General features: G+C 69.3%; 15 protein-coding genes. 2 read left to right on the top strand and 13 right to left on the bottom strand.

What is annotated here, in order from left to right:
* Positions 1–69: 69 nt before the first annotated feature.
* From ligA to E0H73_RS14875, 5 genes are all read right to left on the bottom strand, one after another.
* Entirely contained in the window at positions 70–2199 is a 2130-nt protein-coding gene (ligA, locus tag E0H73_RS14855; protein ID WP_131355461.1) for an NAD-dependent DNA ligase LigA, read from the bottom strand.
* An 87-nt stretch (positions 2200–2286) separates the two neighbouring features.
* On the bottom strand, positions 2287–3267 hold the full coding sequence (locus tag E0H73_RS14860; protein ID WP_131355465.1) for a uroporphyrinogen decarboxylase/cobalamine-independent methonine synthase family protein: 981 nt from the start codon (positions 3265–3267) through the stop codon (positions 2287–2289).
* Between the two features lie 76 nt (positions 3268–3343).
* Complete coding sequence (mnmA, locus tag E0H73_RS14865) at positions 3344–4438, bottom strand: tRNA 2-thiouridine(34) synthase MnmA (protein ID WP_131355468.1); 1095 nt, start codon at positions 4436–4438, stop codon at positions 3344–3346.
* A complete protein-coding gene (locus E0H73_RS14870) occupies positions 4438–5640 on the bottom strand; it encodes a cysteine desulfurase family protein (protein ID WP_131355471.1) in 1203 nt (400 codons plus the stop codon). The genes mnmA and E0H73_RS14870 overlap by 1 nt, the downstream gene beginning before the upstream one ends.
* Before the next feature lie 52 nt (positions 5641–5692).
* Positions 5693–8308 carry an ATP-binding protein gene (locus tag E0H73_RS14875; RefSeq protein WP_131355473.1) on the bottom strand — a complete coding sequence of 872 codons (2616 nt, stop codon included), beginning with the start codon at positions 8306–8308 and terminating at the stop codon, positions 5693–5695.
* 92 nt (positions 8309–8400) lie between these two features.
* Here E0H73_RS14875 and E0H73_RS14880 point away from each other — a divergent pair, with 92 nt between their 5' ends.
* Positions 8401–8877, top strand: coding sequence for a pyridoxamine 5'-phosphate oxidase family protein (locus tag E0H73_RS14880; RefSeq protein WP_165555675.1), 477 nt, complete (start codon positions 8401–8403; stop codon positions 8875–8877).
* A gap of 53 nt (positions 8878–8930) precedes the next feature.
* Here E0H73_RS14880 and E0H73_RS14885 read toward each other — a convergent pair whose 3' ends face one another.
* From E0H73_RS14885 to E0H73_RS14900, 4 genes are all read right to left on the bottom strand, one after another.
* A complete protein-coding gene (locus E0H73_RS14885) occupies positions 8931–9581 on the bottom strand; it encodes a nucleotidyltransferase domain-containing protein (RefSeq protein WP_131355479.1) in 651 nt (216 codons plus the stop codon).
* Between the two features lie 2 nt (positions 9582–9583).
* Positions 9584–10396: an NAD-dependent epimerase/dehydratase family protein gene (locus tag E0H73_RS14890; RefSeq protein WP_165555676.1), complete on the bottom strand. Its 813-nt coding sequence runs from the start codon at positions 10394–10396 to the stop codon at positions 9584–9586.
* Positions 10397–10510: 114 nt separating this feature from the next.
* Positions 10511–11467 (bottom strand): electron transfer flavoprotein subunit alpha/FixB family protein, encoded by a 957-nt coding sequence (locus E0H73_RS14895; RefSeq protein ID WP_131355485.1) that lies wholly within the window; start codon positions 11465–11467, stop codon positions 10511–10513.
* A 14-nt stretch (positions 11468–11481) separates the two neighbouring features.
* Positions 11482–12264, bottom strand: coding sequence for an electron transfer flavoprotein subunit beta/FixA family protein (locus E0H73_RS14900; RefSeq protein ID WP_131355488.1), 783 nt, complete (start codon positions 12262–12264; stop codon positions 11482–11484).
* 120 nt (positions 12265–12384) lie between these two features.
* On the opposite strand from E0H73_RS14900, the gene E0H73_RS14905 reads away from it, so the two are divergent.
* Positions 12385–13113 (top strand): class I SAM-dependent methyltransferase, encoded by a 729-nt coding sequence (locus E0H73_RS14905; protein ID WP_131355491.1) that lies wholly within the window; start codon positions 12385–12387, stop codon positions 13111–13113.
* Here the strand turns inward: E0H73_RS14905 and E0H73_RS14910 are convergent.
* The 4 genes from E0H73_RS14910 to E0H73_RS14925 form a co-directional block, all read right to left on the bottom strand.
* The gene (locus E0H73_RS14910; protein ID WP_238164014.1) at positions 13110–13811 is read right to left on the bottom strand and encodes a hypothetical protein; all 702 of its coding nucleotides are present in this window, start codon (positions 13809–13811) and stop codon (positions 13110–13112) included. The genes E0H73_RS14905 and E0H73_RS14910 overlap by 4 nt on opposite strands.
* A 370-nt stretch (positions 13812–14181) precedes the next feature.
* Positions 14182–15066, bottom strand: a complete 885-nt coding sequence (locus E0H73_RS14915; RefSeq protein WP_131355497.1) for an acyltransferase — start codon at positions 15064–15066, stop codon at positions 14182–14184.
* A gap of 9 nt (positions 15067–15075) precedes the next feature.
* Entirely contained in the window at positions 15076–16029 is a 954-nt protein-coding gene (locus E0H73_RS14920; protein WP_131355500.1) for a class I SAM-dependent methyltransferase, read from the bottom strand.
* Positions 16029–16808: an enoyl-CoA hydratase/isomerase family protein gene (locus E0H73_RS14925; protein WP_131355503.1), complete on the bottom strand. Its 780-nt coding sequence runs from the start codon at positions 16806–16808 to the stop codon at positions 16029–16031. Before E0H73_RS14925 ends, E0H73_RS14920 begins: the two co-directional genes overlap by 1 nt.
* Positions 16809–16882: the final 74 nt, after the last annotated feature.

The following is a 16882-nucleotide window of genomic DNA, read 5'->3' on the forward strand; positions in this document are numbered from 1 at the left end:
ACGTGTAGACGTGCAAAGTTAACAGTCCGACGGCTCAGTCCGGCCGCCGGATCCGTGGAATCCGGTGTGCTACGCGTCTCCGGGTTCGGGGGTGGTCGCAACCTCGGCGGCAGCGTCCGCGCCGTCGTCCAGCAGGACGCGGAAACCGGGGGCATCGAGGATCGGTACGCCGAGTTGGACGGCCTTGTCGTACTTCGAACCCGGCGAGTCACCGACCACCACGAACGACGTCTTCTTCGAGACCGAACTCGCGACCTTGCCGCCCCGGGACACGATCGCCTCGGTCGCCTCGTCGCGGCTGAATCCCTCGACCGTCCCGGTGACCACGATCGACAGACCGGTCAGTGTCTGCTCGACGGTCGGACCGGTCCGCTCCTGCCGCAACTCGACGCCGGCCGCCTTCCACTTGTCCACGATCGCCTGGTGCCAGTCGACCTCGAACCACTCGATCACCGCGTGCGCGATGGTCGGTCCGACACCCTCGATCTCGGACAGTTCTTCCTCGCTCGCCGCGCGCACCGCGTCGATGTCGTCGTACACCGCGGCCAAGGCCTGCGCCGCGGTCGGGCCGACGTGGCGGATGGACAGCGCGACCAGGCCGCGGGACAGCGGCTGGGTTTTGGCCTGCTCCAGATTCGCGATCAGGCGCTGGGCGTTCGCCGACAGCGCCCCGGCCTTGGTGGTGAAGAACGAACTGCGCGCCAGGTCCTCCTCGGTCAGCGCGAACAGGTCGCCCTCGTCGGTGATCAGGCCGCCGCTGATCAACGCGTCCGCGCCCTTGAACCCCAGCACCTCGATGTCAAAGGCCGACCGCCCGGCCAGGTGGAACAGCCGCTCCCGCAACTGCGCCGGGCAGGACTTGTTGTTCGGGCAGCGGATGTCGACGTCGCCTTCCTTCATCGGGCGCAGCGTCGTACCGCAGGAGGGGCACTCGGTCGGCATGACGAACTCGTGGGCGTCGTCGGGCCGCAGATCGATCACCGGGCCGAGGATCTCCGGGATCACGTCGCCGGCCTTGCGCAGTACGACGGTGTCACCGATCCACACGCCCTTGCGCTTGACCTCCTGCGCGTTGTGCAGGGTCGCGAACTCGACCGTCGAGCCGGCCACCCGGACCGGCTCCATCTTCCCGTACGGCGTGACGCGGCCGGTGCGGCCGACGTTCACCTCGATGTCGAGGAGCTTGGTGGTGACCTCCTCGGGCGGGTACTTGTACGCGATCGCCCAGCGCGGCGCGCTCGAGGTGGAGCCGAGCGCGCGCTGCAGGTCGACCTCGTCCACCTTCACCACGACGCCGTCGATCTCGTGGTCGACCGAGTGCCGGTTCTCGCCGTAGTACGCGATGAACTCGTTCACCTGCTCGAGCGTCTCGACCTTGCGGGCGCGGTCGCTGACCGGCAGGCCCCAGGCCTTCAGTTGGTCGTACGCCGACGACAGCCGGGCGACGTGATACCCATCGACGCGGCCGAGGCCATGGACGACGAAGCGCAGCGGGCGGCTCGCGGACACCCGCGGATCCTTCTGCCGCAGCGAACCGGCGGCGCTGTTGCGCGGGTTCGAGAACGGGTCCTTGCCGGCCTCGACGAGCTGCGCGTTCAGCTCCTCGAAGTCCTCGACCCGGAAGTAGACCTCGCCGCGGACCTCCAGGAAGGCCGGGTGGTCCTTGCCCTCCAACTCGTTCGGGATGCTCTTGATCGTGTGGACGTTCGGCGTGACGTCCTCACCGGTGCGGCCGTCGCCGCGGGTGGCGCCGGTGACGAGGCGCCCGTTCTCGTAGACCAGGTCGAGGGCGAGGCCGTCAACCTTCAGCTCGCACAGAAAACCGCTGTCGTGGATCTGCTTGACGGTCACCTCCCGCTCCAGCCGCTTCGCCCAGGCCTCCATCTGCTCGGCGGAGAACGCATTGCCCAGGCTCTCCATCCGGGTCGGGTGCTGCACCGGGGTGAACAGGGTGGAGATCGGTACGCCGACCTTCTGCGTCGGCGAATCCGGTGTCCGGAGCTCGGGGTATTGCTCCTCGATCGCCTGCAACTCGTGCATCAGCGCGTCGAAGTCCGCGTCCGAGATCGTCGAGGTGGCCAGGTAGTACCGCACCCGGTGGTCCTCGATCTCCTTGCTCAAATCGGCATGCCGCTCCCGCACCTCAGCGGGCGCAGCAGGCTGTTCGGCAGCAGTCGTCTCGGGAATCTCCGTGCTCATGTGCAAAACCTACAACCCACCACCGACGTTCCCAGGAAAGAAAGCGCCGCCTTCGGCGGCGGGGTGTTGGCGGGGGTCACCGACGTTTCAGCTGTTCTCCGCGGCTTCGGCGACGGCATCCGCGGTACGCCGCAGGAGTTCGAGGCGGGACCGCGCATCGGCCGGAGACGGGGAGGCAGCCAGTCCACATGCGGGTGTGATCACGACCTTCTTGAGCAGCTCAGGGTCGAGTCCGAGCTCACGCCAGCGCCGGACCAGTGGGTCGGCGGCCTGCTCCTCGTTCGGCAGAGCGCCTGTGGTGGCGATCAGCCCTGCATAGAGCGTCACGCCCGCCTCAGCCGCGATCGCAATCTGATCCCAGGCGGCGTTGTTGAGCAGGGAGATGTCCACGGCAACGCCGGTGGCGCCGGACTTCGTGAGGACCTCGATCGGCGGTCGTGCGGCGCAGCAGTGGATGACTGTCGGTGCCTGCGTGGTCACGAGACTGAGCAACTCGACCGCCCCCGGGCCGTCCACAGACCGGTGTTTGCTCCAGCCACTAGCAGTCGGCACGGCTCCAGCCAGCGCAGCAGGCAGCCCCGGCTCATCGATCTGTACGACGACCTCCGCACCAGGCACACGACGTCGTACCTCGGCCACGTGATCACTCAGGCCCAGCGCCAGCGTCTGAGCGAGGTCCCGCCGGGCACCGTGGTCCGCCAGCACCTTGTCACCGCGCGGCAACTCCACAGTGGATGCCAGGGTCCACGGTCCGGTGAGCTGGAGCTTCAGTGGCCCGCTGTAACCATCTGCCAACTCTTCGAGCGCATCCAGGTCCTCAGCCAGCAGCGACCGCGCCCGCCGCTGGTCCAGACTCGCCCGCGGATCGCCACCCCCGGTGAGCCGCCAGCCCGCCGGCTGCAGGTCCACAGCAAGCTCATTCAGTACGGCGACCGCCCGGCTGAGCATGTCGCCGTACGGACGGGCCGGCAGCTCGGCGAGGAACGGGATGTCGACAGCCTCGAGCAGCACCTTCGTCCACTCGCGGATGTCATCGCCCGGGAGCGACCCCAGGCCGGTTGTGCTCATCCACGTCCTCGCTTCGCTCCGGGCGCGGATGAGACACGAGATCGGCTGTGCTTGATGATGAACTCACTGCGTTCGTTCATGCGTGCTGCGCTGCCACGCGGGAGACCGTGTCGATCGTGGCCGAGCCGATCACGCGCGTCCCGTCGTACAGCACGACTGCCTGACCGGGTGCGACCGCGGACGCCGGCTCATCGAAGGAGACCTGCACCTGGTCACCCTCGAGGCGGGCGGTGACAGCGACCTCCTCGCCGTGCGCGCGCAGCTGGGCCTTGACGTGCAGCTCCGACGCCGGCGCGGGTCCGCACCACCGCGGCTTCGAGGCGGTCAGATGCGAGACCGCCAGCTCCTCGCGCGAGCCGACCGTGACAGTGCGGTCGACCGGGCTGATGTCGAGGACGAACCGCGGCTTGCCGTCGGCGGCCGGCGTACCGATCCGCAGGCCCTTGCGCTGGCCGACGGTGAAGCCGTGCGTGCCCTTGTGCTCGCCGAGCTTGTTGCCCTGCGCATCGACGATGTCGCCGGGCGCCTGGCCCAGGTGCTGGTCGAGGAAGCCGGGAGTGTTGCCGTCGGCAATGAAACAGATGTCGTGGCTGTCCGGCTTGGCCGCCACCGACAGCCCGAGCCGCTCGGCCTCGGCCCGCACCTCGGTCTTGACCGTGTCACCGAGCGGGAAGAACGCGTGCGCGAGCTGCTGCTGGGTGAGTACGCCGAGCACGTAGGACTGGTCCTTGGCCGGATCCACCGCCCGGTGCAACTCGCGGGCGCCGTCCGGAGTGTCCACGATCCGCGCGTAGTGCCCGGTCGCGACCGCGTCGAAGTCGAGCGCCAGCGCCCGCTCGAGTACGGCGCTGAACTTCACCTTCTCGTTGCAGCGCAGGCACGGGTTGGGCGTCCGGCCGGCGGCGTACTCGCTGACGAAGTCCTCGACCACGTCGGCGTGGAAGCGCTCGGCCAGGTCCCAGATGTAGAACGGGATGCCGATCACGTCCGCGGCGCGGCGGGCGTCGCGGGAGTCCTCGATGGTGCAGCAGCCGCGCGCACCACTGCGGTACGACTGCGGGTTGCGACTCAGCGCCAGGTGCACTCCGACCACGTCGTGCCCGGCCTCGGCCATCCGCGCCGCCGCGACGGCGGAGTCGACCCCGCCGCTCATGGCTGCGAGTACCCGCATCAGGTGTTCCTTCCCACGTTCTGCAGTCCGGCGGACTTGGCCCGCTCCACCACCGGTCCGATGTTGTCCAGTACGGCGTCGATGTCGGCGCGGGTGCTGGTGTGGCCGAGGGTGAACCGCAGCGATCCGCGCGCCCGCTGGTCGTCGTACCCCATGGCCAGCAGGACATGGCTCGGCTCGGCGACCCCGGCGTTGCACGCGGAGCCGGTGGAGACCTCGATCCCGCGTGCGTCGAGCAGCAGCAGGAGCGAGTCGCCCTCGCAGCCGCTGAAGGACAAGTGTGCGTTACCGGGCAAACGGTCCGCCGGGTCCCCCGACAACTTGGCGCCCTCGACCGTGTTGACGACGCCGCTGATCAGCGCATCCCGCAGTTCGGTCAGCCGCCGCGCCTCGTCCGCCTGGTGCTTCACCGAATGCTCGACCGCGACCGCGAATCCGGCCGTCGCGGGAGCATCCAGAGTGCCCGAGCGTACGTCGCGCTCCTGCCCGCCGCCGTGCAGGACCGGCGTCAGCTTCGTCTCCTTGTGGACGACCAGCGTACCGATTCCGTAGGGACCACCGAGCTTGTGGGCGGACACGGTCATCGCGTCGACGCCCAACTCGGCGAAGTCCACCGGCACCTGCCCGACAGCCTGGACGGCGTCGGTGTGCACGGGGACGCCGTACTCCTTCGCGATCTCCGCGACTTCACGCACCGGCTGCAGCGTGCCGACCTCGTTGTTCGCCATCATCAACGTGACGAACGACACGGACTCCGGGTCCTGCTCGATCGCCCGCCGTACGTCGTCCGGCCGCACCCGGCCGAGCTCGTCGACCGGCAGCCACTCGATCTCGGCCTGCTCGTGCTCAGCCAGCCAGACGGCCGGATCGAGTACGGCGTGGTGTTCGATCCCGCTCAGCAGGATCCGGCGCCGGCGCGGATCCTCGGCCAGCCGGGCCCACCACAGCCCCTTCAGGGCCAGGTTGTCCGACTCGGTCCCGCCGGAGGTGAACACGACCTCGCTCGGCTGGGCTCCGAGCGCGGCGGCGATCGTTTCGCGCGACTCCTCGACGGTCCGCCGGGCGCAGCGGCCGGAGCCGTGCAGGGACGACGCGTTGCCGGTGCGCGCGAGGTGGAAGGTCATCGCCTCGATCGCTGCCGGCAACATCGGGGTCGTCGCCGCGTGGTCCAGGTACACCGGGCGGCGGTCGGAAGCAGTCATATCGGTTTCAAGGGTATGTCCGCCGCCGTTGTTCCCGCTCATCCGGGCCGATTCACAGCTCCAGCGTGACCTTCTGCTCGAATCGGGCCCCGATCCGCTCGAACGCGGCCGCCGCCTCGGTCATCGCCTCCGGATCACCGGTCTGCCGGGCCCTGATCCGGAGTACCACGGCGTCCGACCACAGGTTCTCGGCGGCCGCGGCCGTCTCGACGTACCGCTCCGCGTCGGCCAGTCCGGCGACCACAGCCAGCTCGGCGCCGGCGGCGTGGGCGTACGGGACCCACCAGGGCTCGGGGAAATCCGCGAACGCTCCCCGTACCACTGCCCCGGCGGCGCGGGTGTCGTCGCGGTGGAGAGCCAGGCGCGCGGCAACGAACGCGGACGCGGCCTGCAGATTGGGACCCGCAGCCGGGGTCCGGACGCGGGCCATCTCCAGTGCACGGGCCTGCCAGACCGGTTCGTCGCCCGTGCCGAGCAGGCCGTGCGCGAGCGCAGCGAGGGCCGCGGCCGACGACATCCAGGCGTGCGACGGGCGACCGGCGGCCAGCCAGCTGCCGTACATCCGGTCCGCGGTCCGGACCGCTTCGTCGAGCAGACCGCCCAGCGCGAAGGCGCGAACCTGGCGCGGTCCGGTGATGAACGGATGCCCGTGCATCGGGTCATCGGTGCGCCGCGCCAGCCGGACCGCCTCGACCAGGTCGCCGATCGCGACGGCCGTCGTCGAGGCGACGTGGAACGCGTCCACGATCTCCGCGCATGCCCGGGGGTCGTGCTCCGGAAGGGTTGCGGCCAGTTCGAGCCGCTCCACCGCTGCCTGACGCGCGTCCCGGAGCCGTCGGGCGCCGCCGAGGGCCGTGCCATACGCGTCGAGCGCGTTCATCACGGCCAGCGGGTCCTGCGCCCGTCGGGCTGCCGCGACGGCTGCCTCGGCTGGCTCGAGCTCGAAGCGCGCCACCCAGGCTCGCGCGATGCGGACCTCCACCGTGTCCGCATCGGACGCGAGCAGTCCGGCGCCGCGGTCGGCCGGAACGGGCGGCTGGACCTCGTAGCGGTTCAGCATCATGACGACGTACGCGAGGGCTTCCTGCTGAAGCTCGTGGTTGCCTTCGGCTTCTGCGCGGTCCGCCGCACGCAGCATCAGGTGATACGCCTGCGTGCCGTCGGCAACGGTCAGCGTCGCGTCGGCCGCGTCCCGGAGGTCGTTGTACAGCTCTGCGGCATCGGTGGCGTGGTCGGCGGCAGTGAGGTAGTGGTCATGCGCCTCGACGAACCGCTTGCGCGCGAACGTCAGGTGAGCCAGTCGGCGCGCCAACCGGCGTACGTCGGCCTCCGGGTGGCTGACCGCTGCGCGGAGATCTGCCGTGACCTGATCGAACTCGGCCTGCCACTCCTCCCCCGCTTCGAGCCGCTTCTCCAGATCGGCGGCCGTGGCATCGGCCCAAGCCAGATGCAGTACGGCGACCTCGTCGTACTCACCGGCGCGGTCAAGCTCCTCGAGTGCGTACACGCGGACCGTCTCCAGCATGCGCCATCTGCTCGTGCCGGCGTGCTGGCTGCGATACAGGAGGCTCTTGTCGGTCAGGCGACCCAGCAGGTCGCTCAGCTCGCCGCGGGAGCTTCCGGGCGCCACTCCGCTCACGGCGGCCAGGTCGAACCCGCCGACGAACACTCCGAGCCGCCGGAACAGTGCGCGCTCGTCGTCGTCGAGCAGGTCGTAGCTCCAGCCGATGACGTGAGCCAGCGAGTGGTGCCGCTCGTTCGGCCCGCGCCCGCCTGCCAGCAGCCGCAGACGATCATCCAATGCCGCCAGCAGCCCGTCCGGCCCCAGCGAGCCCGCCCGGGCAGCCGCCAATTCAATGGCCAGCGGAACGCCGTCGACTCCGGCACACACCTGCGCAGCGATGTCTGGCTGCTCAGTTGCCGTGAACTCCGGTGCGACCAGCGCGGCCCGGTCCCGGAACAGCTGCTCGGCCTCGGACCCCTCCAGCGGTCCCAGCCGCAGCGACCTCTCGCCCGCCACTCCGATCCGCTCCCGGCTGGTCGCCAGTACGGCGGTCTCCGGCGCTTCGGTGAGGATGCGGGCCACCAGGTCGCCCACGTCCGCCACCACGTGTTCGCAGTTGTCGAGCACGAGCAGAGTCCGGCCCTGAGTGAGGCGTCCCACCACCGCATCGGTGAGCGTCTGCGGTGGTTGCTCCCGCACTTGGAGTGCTTCCGCCACGGCTGCGACGACGAACCCGGGTCGTACCGGGACCAGGTCGACGACCGCTCCGCCGTACGGATAGTTCTCGCCGACCTCGGCGGCGACGCGCAGGGCCAGTCGGGTCTTGCCGACGCCGCCGGGGCCGAGGAGGCTCACCAGTCGGTTGCTGTCGAGGGCGGTGAGGAGTTCGGCGCGGTCCTGCTCGCGGCCGACGAAGCTGGTGGCCGGACCGGTCGGTGCAGTGAACCCGTGGGCTCGGGCTGGGTCCACGCCTTCCAGTTCGGCCAGTCTGGCCAGTTCACGGCGGTCCGCTACTCCGTACTTGCGCAACAGTGACGAGATGTGGCTCTCGACCGTGCGGACGCTGATGTGCAGGTGCCGCGCGATCTGGGCGTTCGAGCGATCGCCGGCCAGCGCGGACAGGACCTCGGCCTCTCGCGCGGACACGTCTCTCGGACCAGCCACCGCCCCATCATGCCCTGGCCATGGTGCGTTCGGTGGCGGTTCCGTGGCCGCTACTGAGGACAGTGCGTGCTGTCCGATGCGACGGTGAACCCATGACTCAGGACATCCTCGACCGGCGCGCGGCGGCGGTCATCGAAGCGAACAAGTACATGACGCTGGGGACGGTCGACCCCGACGGCCGGCCGTGGGTGACGCCGGTCTACTTCACCCCGGACGGTCACGCCACGTTCTACTGGGCCTCGGCGACGGCGGCCGCGCACTCGGTGAACATCGCGGCCAACCCGGACGTGAGCATCGCGATCTTCGACTCCAGCGTCCCGATCGGCGGCGCGTCGGCCGTCTACTTCCGCGCCAGGGCCGAGATCGTCCCCGACGACGAGCTCGAACGCCGCGCGGCGTTCTACACGTCCCGCTACCCGGAGCTGCGCTCGTTCTCCGCCGACGAACTCCGCGAGCCGGAGGGACTCCGCCTCTACCGGGCTCACGCGACCGACCACTGGATCCTGGTCCGCGGCAGCGACCCGGACTACGGCACCGGCATCGACTCCCGCCGCTCGGTGTGGCCGTGAGGTGACCCCGGGTCACGCCATCCTTCCGATGAGCGAAGCTCAGGCTGATCGGCTCAGGGGCGGACGGTTTCGATCCAGGGGTGGCCGGGGTGTAGGTGGTTGATCATGTCGGCCAGCCAGGTACGACGGTCGTCGGTCAGCAGCGGGAGGGTCGCGGCCAGATCCTGCTCGTCCTTCGGGCGGGCCTGTTTCGCTTTGTAGGCGAGCGCGATCTCGGGGTTCAGGTAGCGGATGCCGTCGGGCGCGACCCAGCTGATGTCGTGCAGGACGTAGTCGAGCTCCGGGTCGCGGCGGAACACCCACCGGCCGTCGCGGTCCGGATTCACCACCAGGTCGAACTCCCACGGCGACAAAGCATGCTTCCGCAACCAGATCTGGTCGGCTTCAGCGGGCTGCTCCGGCCGCTCGTCGGTGAGCGGCTTGAGCCGTCCACCCGCGTTCGACCAGAGGTCGTACTTGCCCTTCAGGTGCAGCCGTACCTTCTCGATGTCCCGCCGCCACAGCGACACGTCGACGTCCTCGTGCTCCCGCCGTACGCCGGTGAACGCCTCGATCGCCCATCCGCCGGCGATCCACCACTCCCCGTCGTACCCGTCGAGCGCCTCTCGCGCCTCGGCGGGAGTCGACTGCTTCCACGGCCCGTACAGCCGCTGGAACGCGAGCTCTTCGGCGTCCAGTCCATCCGGATACCACGTGCGCTCCATGGTCAACGGTCCCTCCATCGGCTCTGATGATTCCAGCCGATGATCTCGGCGGCACGGCGGCAGTCGTACGGCGATGTGGTGCCGGGGAGGTCTCCCCGGATCGCGGTGTCAGGTGAGTAGCGGGCGAGCAGTTCGGCGGTCGGCTGCTCCATGCCGGTGTCCTCTGCGGCGATCAGCAGGGTCTCGAACCGTTGAGCGGGCGGTTGGGGTTGGAGCGAGAGCACGCACGCTCGGGCGGCCTCGGCGAGGTCGACGTACCCCCAGAGGTTGCGTCGGTTCTCCTCGGGCGGCGCCTCGGCGATGTAGCGGCGTACTTCGGTGGGTGTGAGGATCCAGTGGAAGCGCAGAGCGGTGACCTGCATGCCGCGGCGGGCGTACATCTGACCGGTGCGCTCCAGCAGGTCTTTGGTCAGCGCGTACGGGTCGACGTACCGCAGCTCGGTGTCCTCGTCGATCGGGACCTCGGCGACGGTGAGCTCCTCCGGTGACCACGCCGTGCCGTAGATGGACCCGCTCGACGCGAGAACAGCGGTTCGAATGCCCTGAGTCCAGGCCTCCTCGAGCGCGTTGAACGTGGTCAGGGCGTTGATCTCCACCAGCCGAACGGGCGTGATGTTCTCCGGGCTCGGGATCGCGGCGCAATGCACGATCGCGTCCGCCCCCTGCAGCGACCGCGCAACCGCCTCACGATCACTCAGATCAACAGGCGCCGCCCCGGTCAGGTCGGCCTCAACCACCTCATGCCCGTCAGCAACCAACTGCCGACAGACCTCGCTCCCCAACTTCCCCCGCGCCCCACTAACCCAGATCCGCACCCGCCGAATAGTAGTCACGGGTAGTAGGTAGAGCTGGAGCGGTCCGGCTCGGGAGGGGGCCGAGCCGGACCGCGAGTGGCTGGGGGCAGAGGGGTCGGCCTCCAGCCGGGTGTGTCAGGCCTTGCGCTTGGTGACTTCCTCGGTGGCGGCGGGGAGGACCTTGTGGAGGTCGCCGACGACGCCGAAGTCGACCAGCTCGAAGATCGGCGCTTCCTCGTCCTTGTTGACCGCGACGATCGTCTTCGAGGTCTGCATGCCGGCCCGGTGCTGGATCGCGCCTGAGATCCCGGCCGCGACGTACAGCTGCGGCGACACGGTCTTGCCGGTCTGGCCGACCTGGTACGCGTGCGGGTACCACCCCGAGTCGACCGCCGCACGGGACGCACCGACGGCCGCACCCAGCGAGTCGGCGAACGCCTCGATCGGACCGAAGTCACCACCGGTACCCCGACCACCGGACACGATGATCGCCGCCTCGGTCAGCTCCGGACGACCGGTCGCCTCCCGCGGCTTGGACTCGGTGATCCGCGCGGTCTTCGCGGCGTCGGAGATCGTCACGTCGAACTCCTCCACCTCCGGCGAAGTCTCGGCGGCCTCCGGGGTCGCCGCGTTCGGCTTGACCGTGATGATCGGCGTGCCATGGGTGACCTTGGCCTGCACCGTGTAGTTCCCGGCGAACACCGACTGCGTGGTGACCGGCCCGCCGTCACCGGCGACGACATCGACAGCGTCGGTGATCAGGCCGGAGTCCAGCTTGACCGCCAGCCGGGCCGCGACCTCCTTGCCCTCCGTGCTCGACGCGATCAGGATCGCGGCCGGCTCGACCTTCGCCGCGACCTGCTGCAACGCCTCCGCCTTCGGCGCCACCAAGTACTGCGTGAGGTCGGCATTCGTCAGCGCGATCACTTTGGTCGCGCCGTACTGACCAAGAGCCGGCAGGGCCTCCTGCACGCCGTCGCCGATGAAGACCGCGACCGGCTCGCCGAGGCGCCGCGCGATGGTGAGGAGCTCCGCGGTGGTCTTGCGGACCTTGCCCGCGGTGTGGTCAACGAGAACCAGAACGTTCGACATGAACTGATCGCCCCTCAGAGGAACTTGTTGGTGGACAGGAACTCGACGAGCTCGGAAGCACCACTGCCGTTGTCGTCGGTGACGATCGTGCCGGCGCTGCGCGGCGGACGGGCGGTCACCTCGACCACCTCGGTCCACGCACTCGCGCCACCCACCTGGTCCGGCGCGATCTCCAGGTCGGCCAGCGACCAGGTCTCCACCGGCTTCTTCTTCGCCGCCATGATGCCCTTGAACGACGGGTACCGCGGCTCGTTCGCCTGGTCAGACACCGACAGCACCAGTGGCAGCGTGCCCTCGATCGTGTCGCTGGCGGTATCGCCGTCGCGGCGGATCCGCACGGTCTGACCGTCGACGGTGACCTCGGAGCCCAGCGTCACGGCCGGCAGGCCGAGCCGCTCCGACACCATCGCCGGGACGACACCCATGCCACCGTCGGTCGAACCCATCCCGAACACGACCAGGTCGGCCTCGAGCTTGGCCAGCGCCTTCGACAGGATCAGCGACGTCGCGACCGCGTCCGAGCCGTGGATCGCGTCATCGAGCACATGGACACCCGCGTCGGCGCCCATCTGCAGACCCTTCTTCACCGCGTCGGCCGCCTGCTCGGGACCAACCGTGAGGATGGTCACCTCGGCGTCACCTGCCTCTTTCACGGTCAGCGCGGTCTCGACGGCATACTCGTCCAGCTCGGACAACAGCCCGTCGACACCGGCCCGGTCCACCGTGCTGTCCTCCGGGCGGAACCGGCGGTCCGCCGTGGCATCCGGCACGAACTTCGCGCAGACGACGATCTTCATAGCGTGTGGGACCCCTTCTGGTTAACGGTCTCTCCCAAGCCTGCCACGGATGTTACTCGCGAGAAACATGAGTCCCGTGCGAGTCCTATCACAGTCCGGCGCACCCGTAGTGTGACCCGGGTGAGCGAGACGTTACCGCTGACCGGCGAGAGGACTGCGCCCGGGATCTGGCACGAGAACTACTGGTTCGCGCGCCACGACGCCGCCTATCGCTGGATCACGGCCAATCTGGACCTCGGGACCGGTCGGGTCCTCGACGCCGGCTGCGGCGAGGGCTACGGCGCGGAGTTGCTCCGCCTGGCCGGCGCGGCCTCCGTGACCGGTCTCGACTATGAACATACGACGTTGGGCCACGTCCGCCGGGTTTATCCACAGGTCAATGTGGTGCGCGGCAATCTCGTCCAGACCGGGTTCGCCGACGGCAGCTTCACCTTCGTCACGTCGCTGCAGACGATCGAGCACCTGTGGGAGCAGCCGCGGTTCGTCACCGAGTGCGCGCGCATCCTCGCCCCGACAGGCACCCTCGTGCTGAGCACGCCGAATCGCCTGACCTTCCCGAGCGGCAATTGGTACCACACCCGCGAGCTGACCCCCGCCGAGTTCACCGAGCTCCTCGACCGCAAGTTCGAGATCACGCACGCTCTAGGACTCCACCACGGCGAACGGCTCCGCGCCTGGGAAACGCAGTACGGCTCCTGCGTGGACGCCCAGTTGGCCAGGTCGTACGACGAATGGGACGCCGAGCTGACCGCGCTCGTGAAGAGCGCACACCACGAGGACTTCGAGATTCGCCCAGGCGACCTGGACGAATCTCTCGATCTCATCCTCGTGGCGCGACCACGCAGCTAGGGCCGGACGAACCGCTCGACGATCTTGCCGACGATCAGGTAGACCAGCGCCGCGATCCCCCAGTTCACCAGCAGGGTGTTCTTCGCGGTCTCCAGCCGGAACAGATCCTTGAACGGACCGACCAGATCCTGACCGCGCTCCAGCACCCAGCGCACGATCTCGTTGCTCTGGTTGGTCTGGTCGAGCGCAGTGAACAGCGCGCCGAGTGCAAGCACCGCAGCCGCCAGTACGGCGACCAGCCAGATCAGCGACGCCAGCAGGTTGCGCAGCCGCTTGACTCCGGAGCCGAGCGTGCCCAGCGCCTGCGTGCCCTTGCCAGACGAGCCAACTGCCGTCCGGCCCGTCGGCGGTTTGTTGCCCGAGGCACCAGCGCTGGTAGTCGGCACCTTGCTCACCGGCGTCGTCACCGAGGTCTCGGCCGGATCCTTGCCTGCGGCATCCTTACCGGTCCCCGTTGCGGCGTCCTCCGAGCCGGCCGCACCAGTACCGGCCGCCGCGGCCGGAGCCTCGGCAGCTGCCCTCTCCCGGGCCCGCTGCTCCGCGACGATCTCCGCCGCGGTCTTCGGCCGGGCCGGCTTCGTCGCCGTCGCGGTCGTTGCCCGGCCGCTGTCGCGCGAATCGGTGTCCTTCGAGGCCGTCACCGCCTTGTCGGCTTCGGCGGCCGCCGCCTTCTCGTCGTGCGTACCCACGTCGTCCATCTCCTCAGCCGGGGTCGGTTCCTCATCCGTCGCCGTTGCCGGTGCTGCGGCCGGCGGTCTCCGCCGCCGGCTGACCGGGACCGGGCGCGGCGACAGCCTGCGCCGGGCGCCCGCGAGCGGGGCCGGTGGGGCTGTCCTGCCGTCCACTGTCTGCACTTCTGGGTCCAACCTTCGGTTCACGCCCACTTCCGTTCCCGCCGCCGGCGGCGAGCCAGCGCTCGTTTCAAGCACTGATTCCAACGTAGCGCCCCCGGGTTCCGTCACGATCGGAACGGGGTCGACCGCGCGCGTCCGCGCCTGCGTGATCGAGTCGTCGGCCGCGGCCTGGTCGAGCAGCGACCGGTCGGTCGCGGACTCGGCCCCGGTCTGGTCAGCCACGCTGCGTCTCCTCTCCGACGATCGACCGATCGGGCGGGACATCCAAAGGTTCGTGCGGGACATAGTGCCGGACTGGTGAGTAACTTGAGAACCCCTCAGCGCCGGTCTCGTCCTCACCAGGAGTTCTTACCCCGTCACCGGCAGTTTCTCCCGGAACCGTTTCCGGCGGTTCTCCCGGAACGGTTTCCGGCGGCGGAGGCGCCCCGGTGTGCAGCCGGGCCGTCGTACGGGCGTTTGCCTCGGCCAGACCGGCCAGGTAGGCGCGGCGAGCGGCGTCGGCGGCATAGCGGGTGGTGCGGTCGGCCACCACCACGGCCGGAACCCCGACCGCGACGGCGTACGACGGAATGTTGCCACGGGCAACGCTGTTCGCGCCGATCACCACGCCGCGGCCGATGTCGGTTCCGCGGGTGACGGTCACCTTGGTGGCCAGCCAGCAGTCCGGGCCGATCCGGACCGGCGACTTCACCAGGCCCTGGTCCTTGATCGGCAGGTCCAGATCCTCGGTCTTGTGGTCGAAGTCGCAGATATAGGTCCAGTCCGCGATCAACGTGGACGCGCCGATCTCGATGTCCAGGTAGCAGTTGACCGTGACGTCGCGGGCGAACACCACCTTGTCGCCGATCCGCAGCGTTCCCTCGTGCGCGCGCAGCCGGGTCTCGTCACCCAGGTGCACCCACTTGCCGAGGATGATCCGGCCATGCCCGGGCCGCGCCACGATCTCGAGATGCTTGCCCAGGAAGACGAATCCCTCGGTGATCACCTGCCGGTGGCGCAGCTTGAACCAGGCGAACCGCCAATAGCGCTTCAGGTAGTACGGCGTCCAGGCCCGATGGCGCACCACCCAGCTCAGATTCGCCGCGGTCAGCAACCGCATCCGGACACCCTACTGCGCAGAAGGCGCGACACCAGTGATCGAGACGTTGTAGTACAGCTCGTCCGGCACCACGGCCGACAGAACCTTGTCCACCTTGGACAGCTGCAGCCACGACTTGTAAGCGAACATCCGCCAGCCGAAGCCCAGCTTCTGCTCCGGTACGGCGGCCTCGAACGTCCGGATCGGCCAGCCGACCCACGCCGCCAGCAGCTCCTCCGTCACCGTCTTCACGTTCGTCGCACCGGCACGCGAAGCCATCCGGGCCAGCGTGTCGGGGTCGAAGGTGTGCAGGTCGACGACAGCCTCCAGCGCGGCGGCCCGCGAGGACTCGTCGAGCTCCTCCTGCGGACGACGCCAGTGCGAGAGCGCGGGCAGCTTGGTCACGTTGGTCGTCGCCCACCAGGTGAACCGGGACAGTCGCCGGGCGACGTAATCGCCGTACCGGGTGGGTTCGCCGCAGATGACGAAACGGCCGCCCGGCTTGAGGACCCGCAGCATCTCACGGAACGCGAGCTCGACGTCGGGGATGTGGTGGATCACCGCGTGCCCGATGACGAGGTCGAAGGTGTCGTCGTCGTACGGCAGCTTCTCGGCGTCGGCGACCCGGCCCTCGACCGCGAAGCCGAGCGTCTTCGCGTTCTTCTCGGCCGCCTCCACCATGCCTGGTGAGAGGTCGGTGACATGCGCCTCGGCGAGAACCCCGGCCAGCTTGAGGTTCAGGGTGAAGAAGCCGGTTCCCGCGCCGATCTCCAACGACTTGCCGTAGGGCCAGCCGTTCGATCCGGCGATCGCGTCGAAGCGGTCCCGGGCGTAGTTGACGCAGCGTTCGTCGTACGAGATCGACCACTTCTCGTCGTACGTCGAGGCCTCCCAGTCGTGGTAGAGCACCTGGGCGAGCTTGTTGTCGTTCCAGGCCGCCTCGACCTCTTCGGCGGTCGCGGCCGGCTTCGCGGTTGCAGACATCAGATTCCCTTGAACTCGGCCTTGCCCGGGCCGTTCTCGACGAAGGACTTCATCCCGATCGCCCGGTCCTCGGTGGCGAACAGGGCGGCGAACTGCTGCCGCTCGATCTCCAGCCCGGTGGACAGCTCCACGCCGAGCCCGGAGTCGATCGCCTCCTTGGCGGCCCGCAGCGCCAGCGCGGCGCCACCCGCGAACTGCGCGGCCCACGCGACTGCGGCGTCGTACACCTCGGCCGCGGGCACCACCTTGTCGACCAGACCGATGGCCAGCGACTCGGCGGCATCCACGAAGCGACCGGTGTAGATGATGTCCTTGGCCTTGGACGGGCCGATCAGCCGGGACAGCCGCTGCGTGCCGCCCGCGCCGGGGATGATGCCGAGCAGGATCTCCGGCTGGCCGAGCTTGGCGTCCTCCGCAGCGATCCGGTAGTCGGCGCACAGCGCCAGCTCACAGCCACCGCCCAGCGCGTATCCGGTGACAGCGGCAACGGTCGGCTTGGGGATCGCGGCGACCGCGGAGAGCGAGGACTGCAGCGGGCCGGAGCGCTTGACCATGTCGGCGTACGACATGTCGGCCATCTCCTTGATGTCCGCCCCGGCCGCGAACACCCTCTCGCCGCCATAGATCACCACCGCGCGTACGTCGTCGTTCGCGGTCGCCTCCAGCGCGGCGGCCCGGATCTCCTCCTGGACCTGGACATTCAGCGCGTTCATCTTCGGCCGATCCAGCCGGATCGTGCCGACACCGTCGCTCACCGTGAGGTTCACGAACTCGCCCATGCCTGGCTCCTCCACTCGTCGGGACTACCCGCGGGTCACATCAGATCGGCACGGTACCGGACGAGTGGAGGATC

The organism is Kribbella pittospori (assembly GCF_004331465.1).
Taxonomy (GTDB): Bacteria; Actinomycetota; Actinomycetes; order Propionibacteriales; family Kribbellaceae; genus Kribbella; species Kribbella pittospori.

Bases quoted from the DNA above. Each gene is read 5' to 3' on its own strand.
- ligA (WP_131355461.1), bottom strand. From the start codon at position 2,199: ATGAGCACGGAGATTCCCGAGACGACTGCTGCCGAACAGCCTGCTGCG.
- E0H73_RS14860 (WP_131355465.1), bottom strand. From the start codon at position 3,267: ATGAGCACAACCGGCCTGGGGTCGCTCCCGGGCGATGACATCCGCGAG.
- mnmA (WP_131355468.1), bottom strand. From the start codon at position 4,438: ATGCGGGTACTCGCAGCCATGAGCGGCGGGGTCGACTCCGCCGTCGCG.
- E0H73_RS14870 (WP_131355471.1), bottom strand. From the start codon at position 5,640: ATGACTGCTTCCGACCGCCGCCCGGTGTACCTGGACCACGCGGCGACG.
- E0H73_RS14880 (WP_165555675.1), top strand. From the start codon at position 8,401: ATGACTCAGGACATCCTCGACCGGCGCGCGGCGGCGGTCATCGAAGCG.
- E0H73_RS14885 (WP_131355479.1), bottom strand. From the start codon at position 9,581: ATGGAGCGCACGTGGTATCCGGATGGACTGGACGCCGAAGAGCTCGCG.
- E0H73_RS14895 (WP_131355485.1), bottom strand. From the start codon at position 11,467: ATGTCGAACGTTCTGGTTCTCGTTGACCACACCGCGGGCAAGGTCCGC.
- E0H73_RS14900 (WP_131355488.1), bottom strand. From the start codon at position 12,264: ATGAAGATCGTCGTCTGCGCGAAGTTCGTGCCGGATGCCACGGCGGAC.
- E0H73_RS14910 (WP_238164014.1), bottom strand. From the start codon at position 13,811: ATGGACGACGTGGGTACGCACGACGAGAAGGCGGCGGCCGCCGAAGCC.
- E0H73_RS14915 (WP_131355497.1), bottom strand. From the start codon at position 15,066: ATGCGGTTGCTGACCGCGGCGAATCTGAGCTGGGTGGTGCGCCATCGG.
- E0H73_RS14920 (WP_131355500.1), bottom strand. From the start codon at position 16,029: ATGTCTGCAACCGCGAAGCCGGCCGCGACCGCCGAAGAGGTCGAGGCG.
- E0H73_RS14925 (WP_131355503.1), bottom strand. From the start codon at position 16,808: ATGGGCGAGTTCGTGAACCTCACGGTGAGCGACGGTGTCGGCACGATC.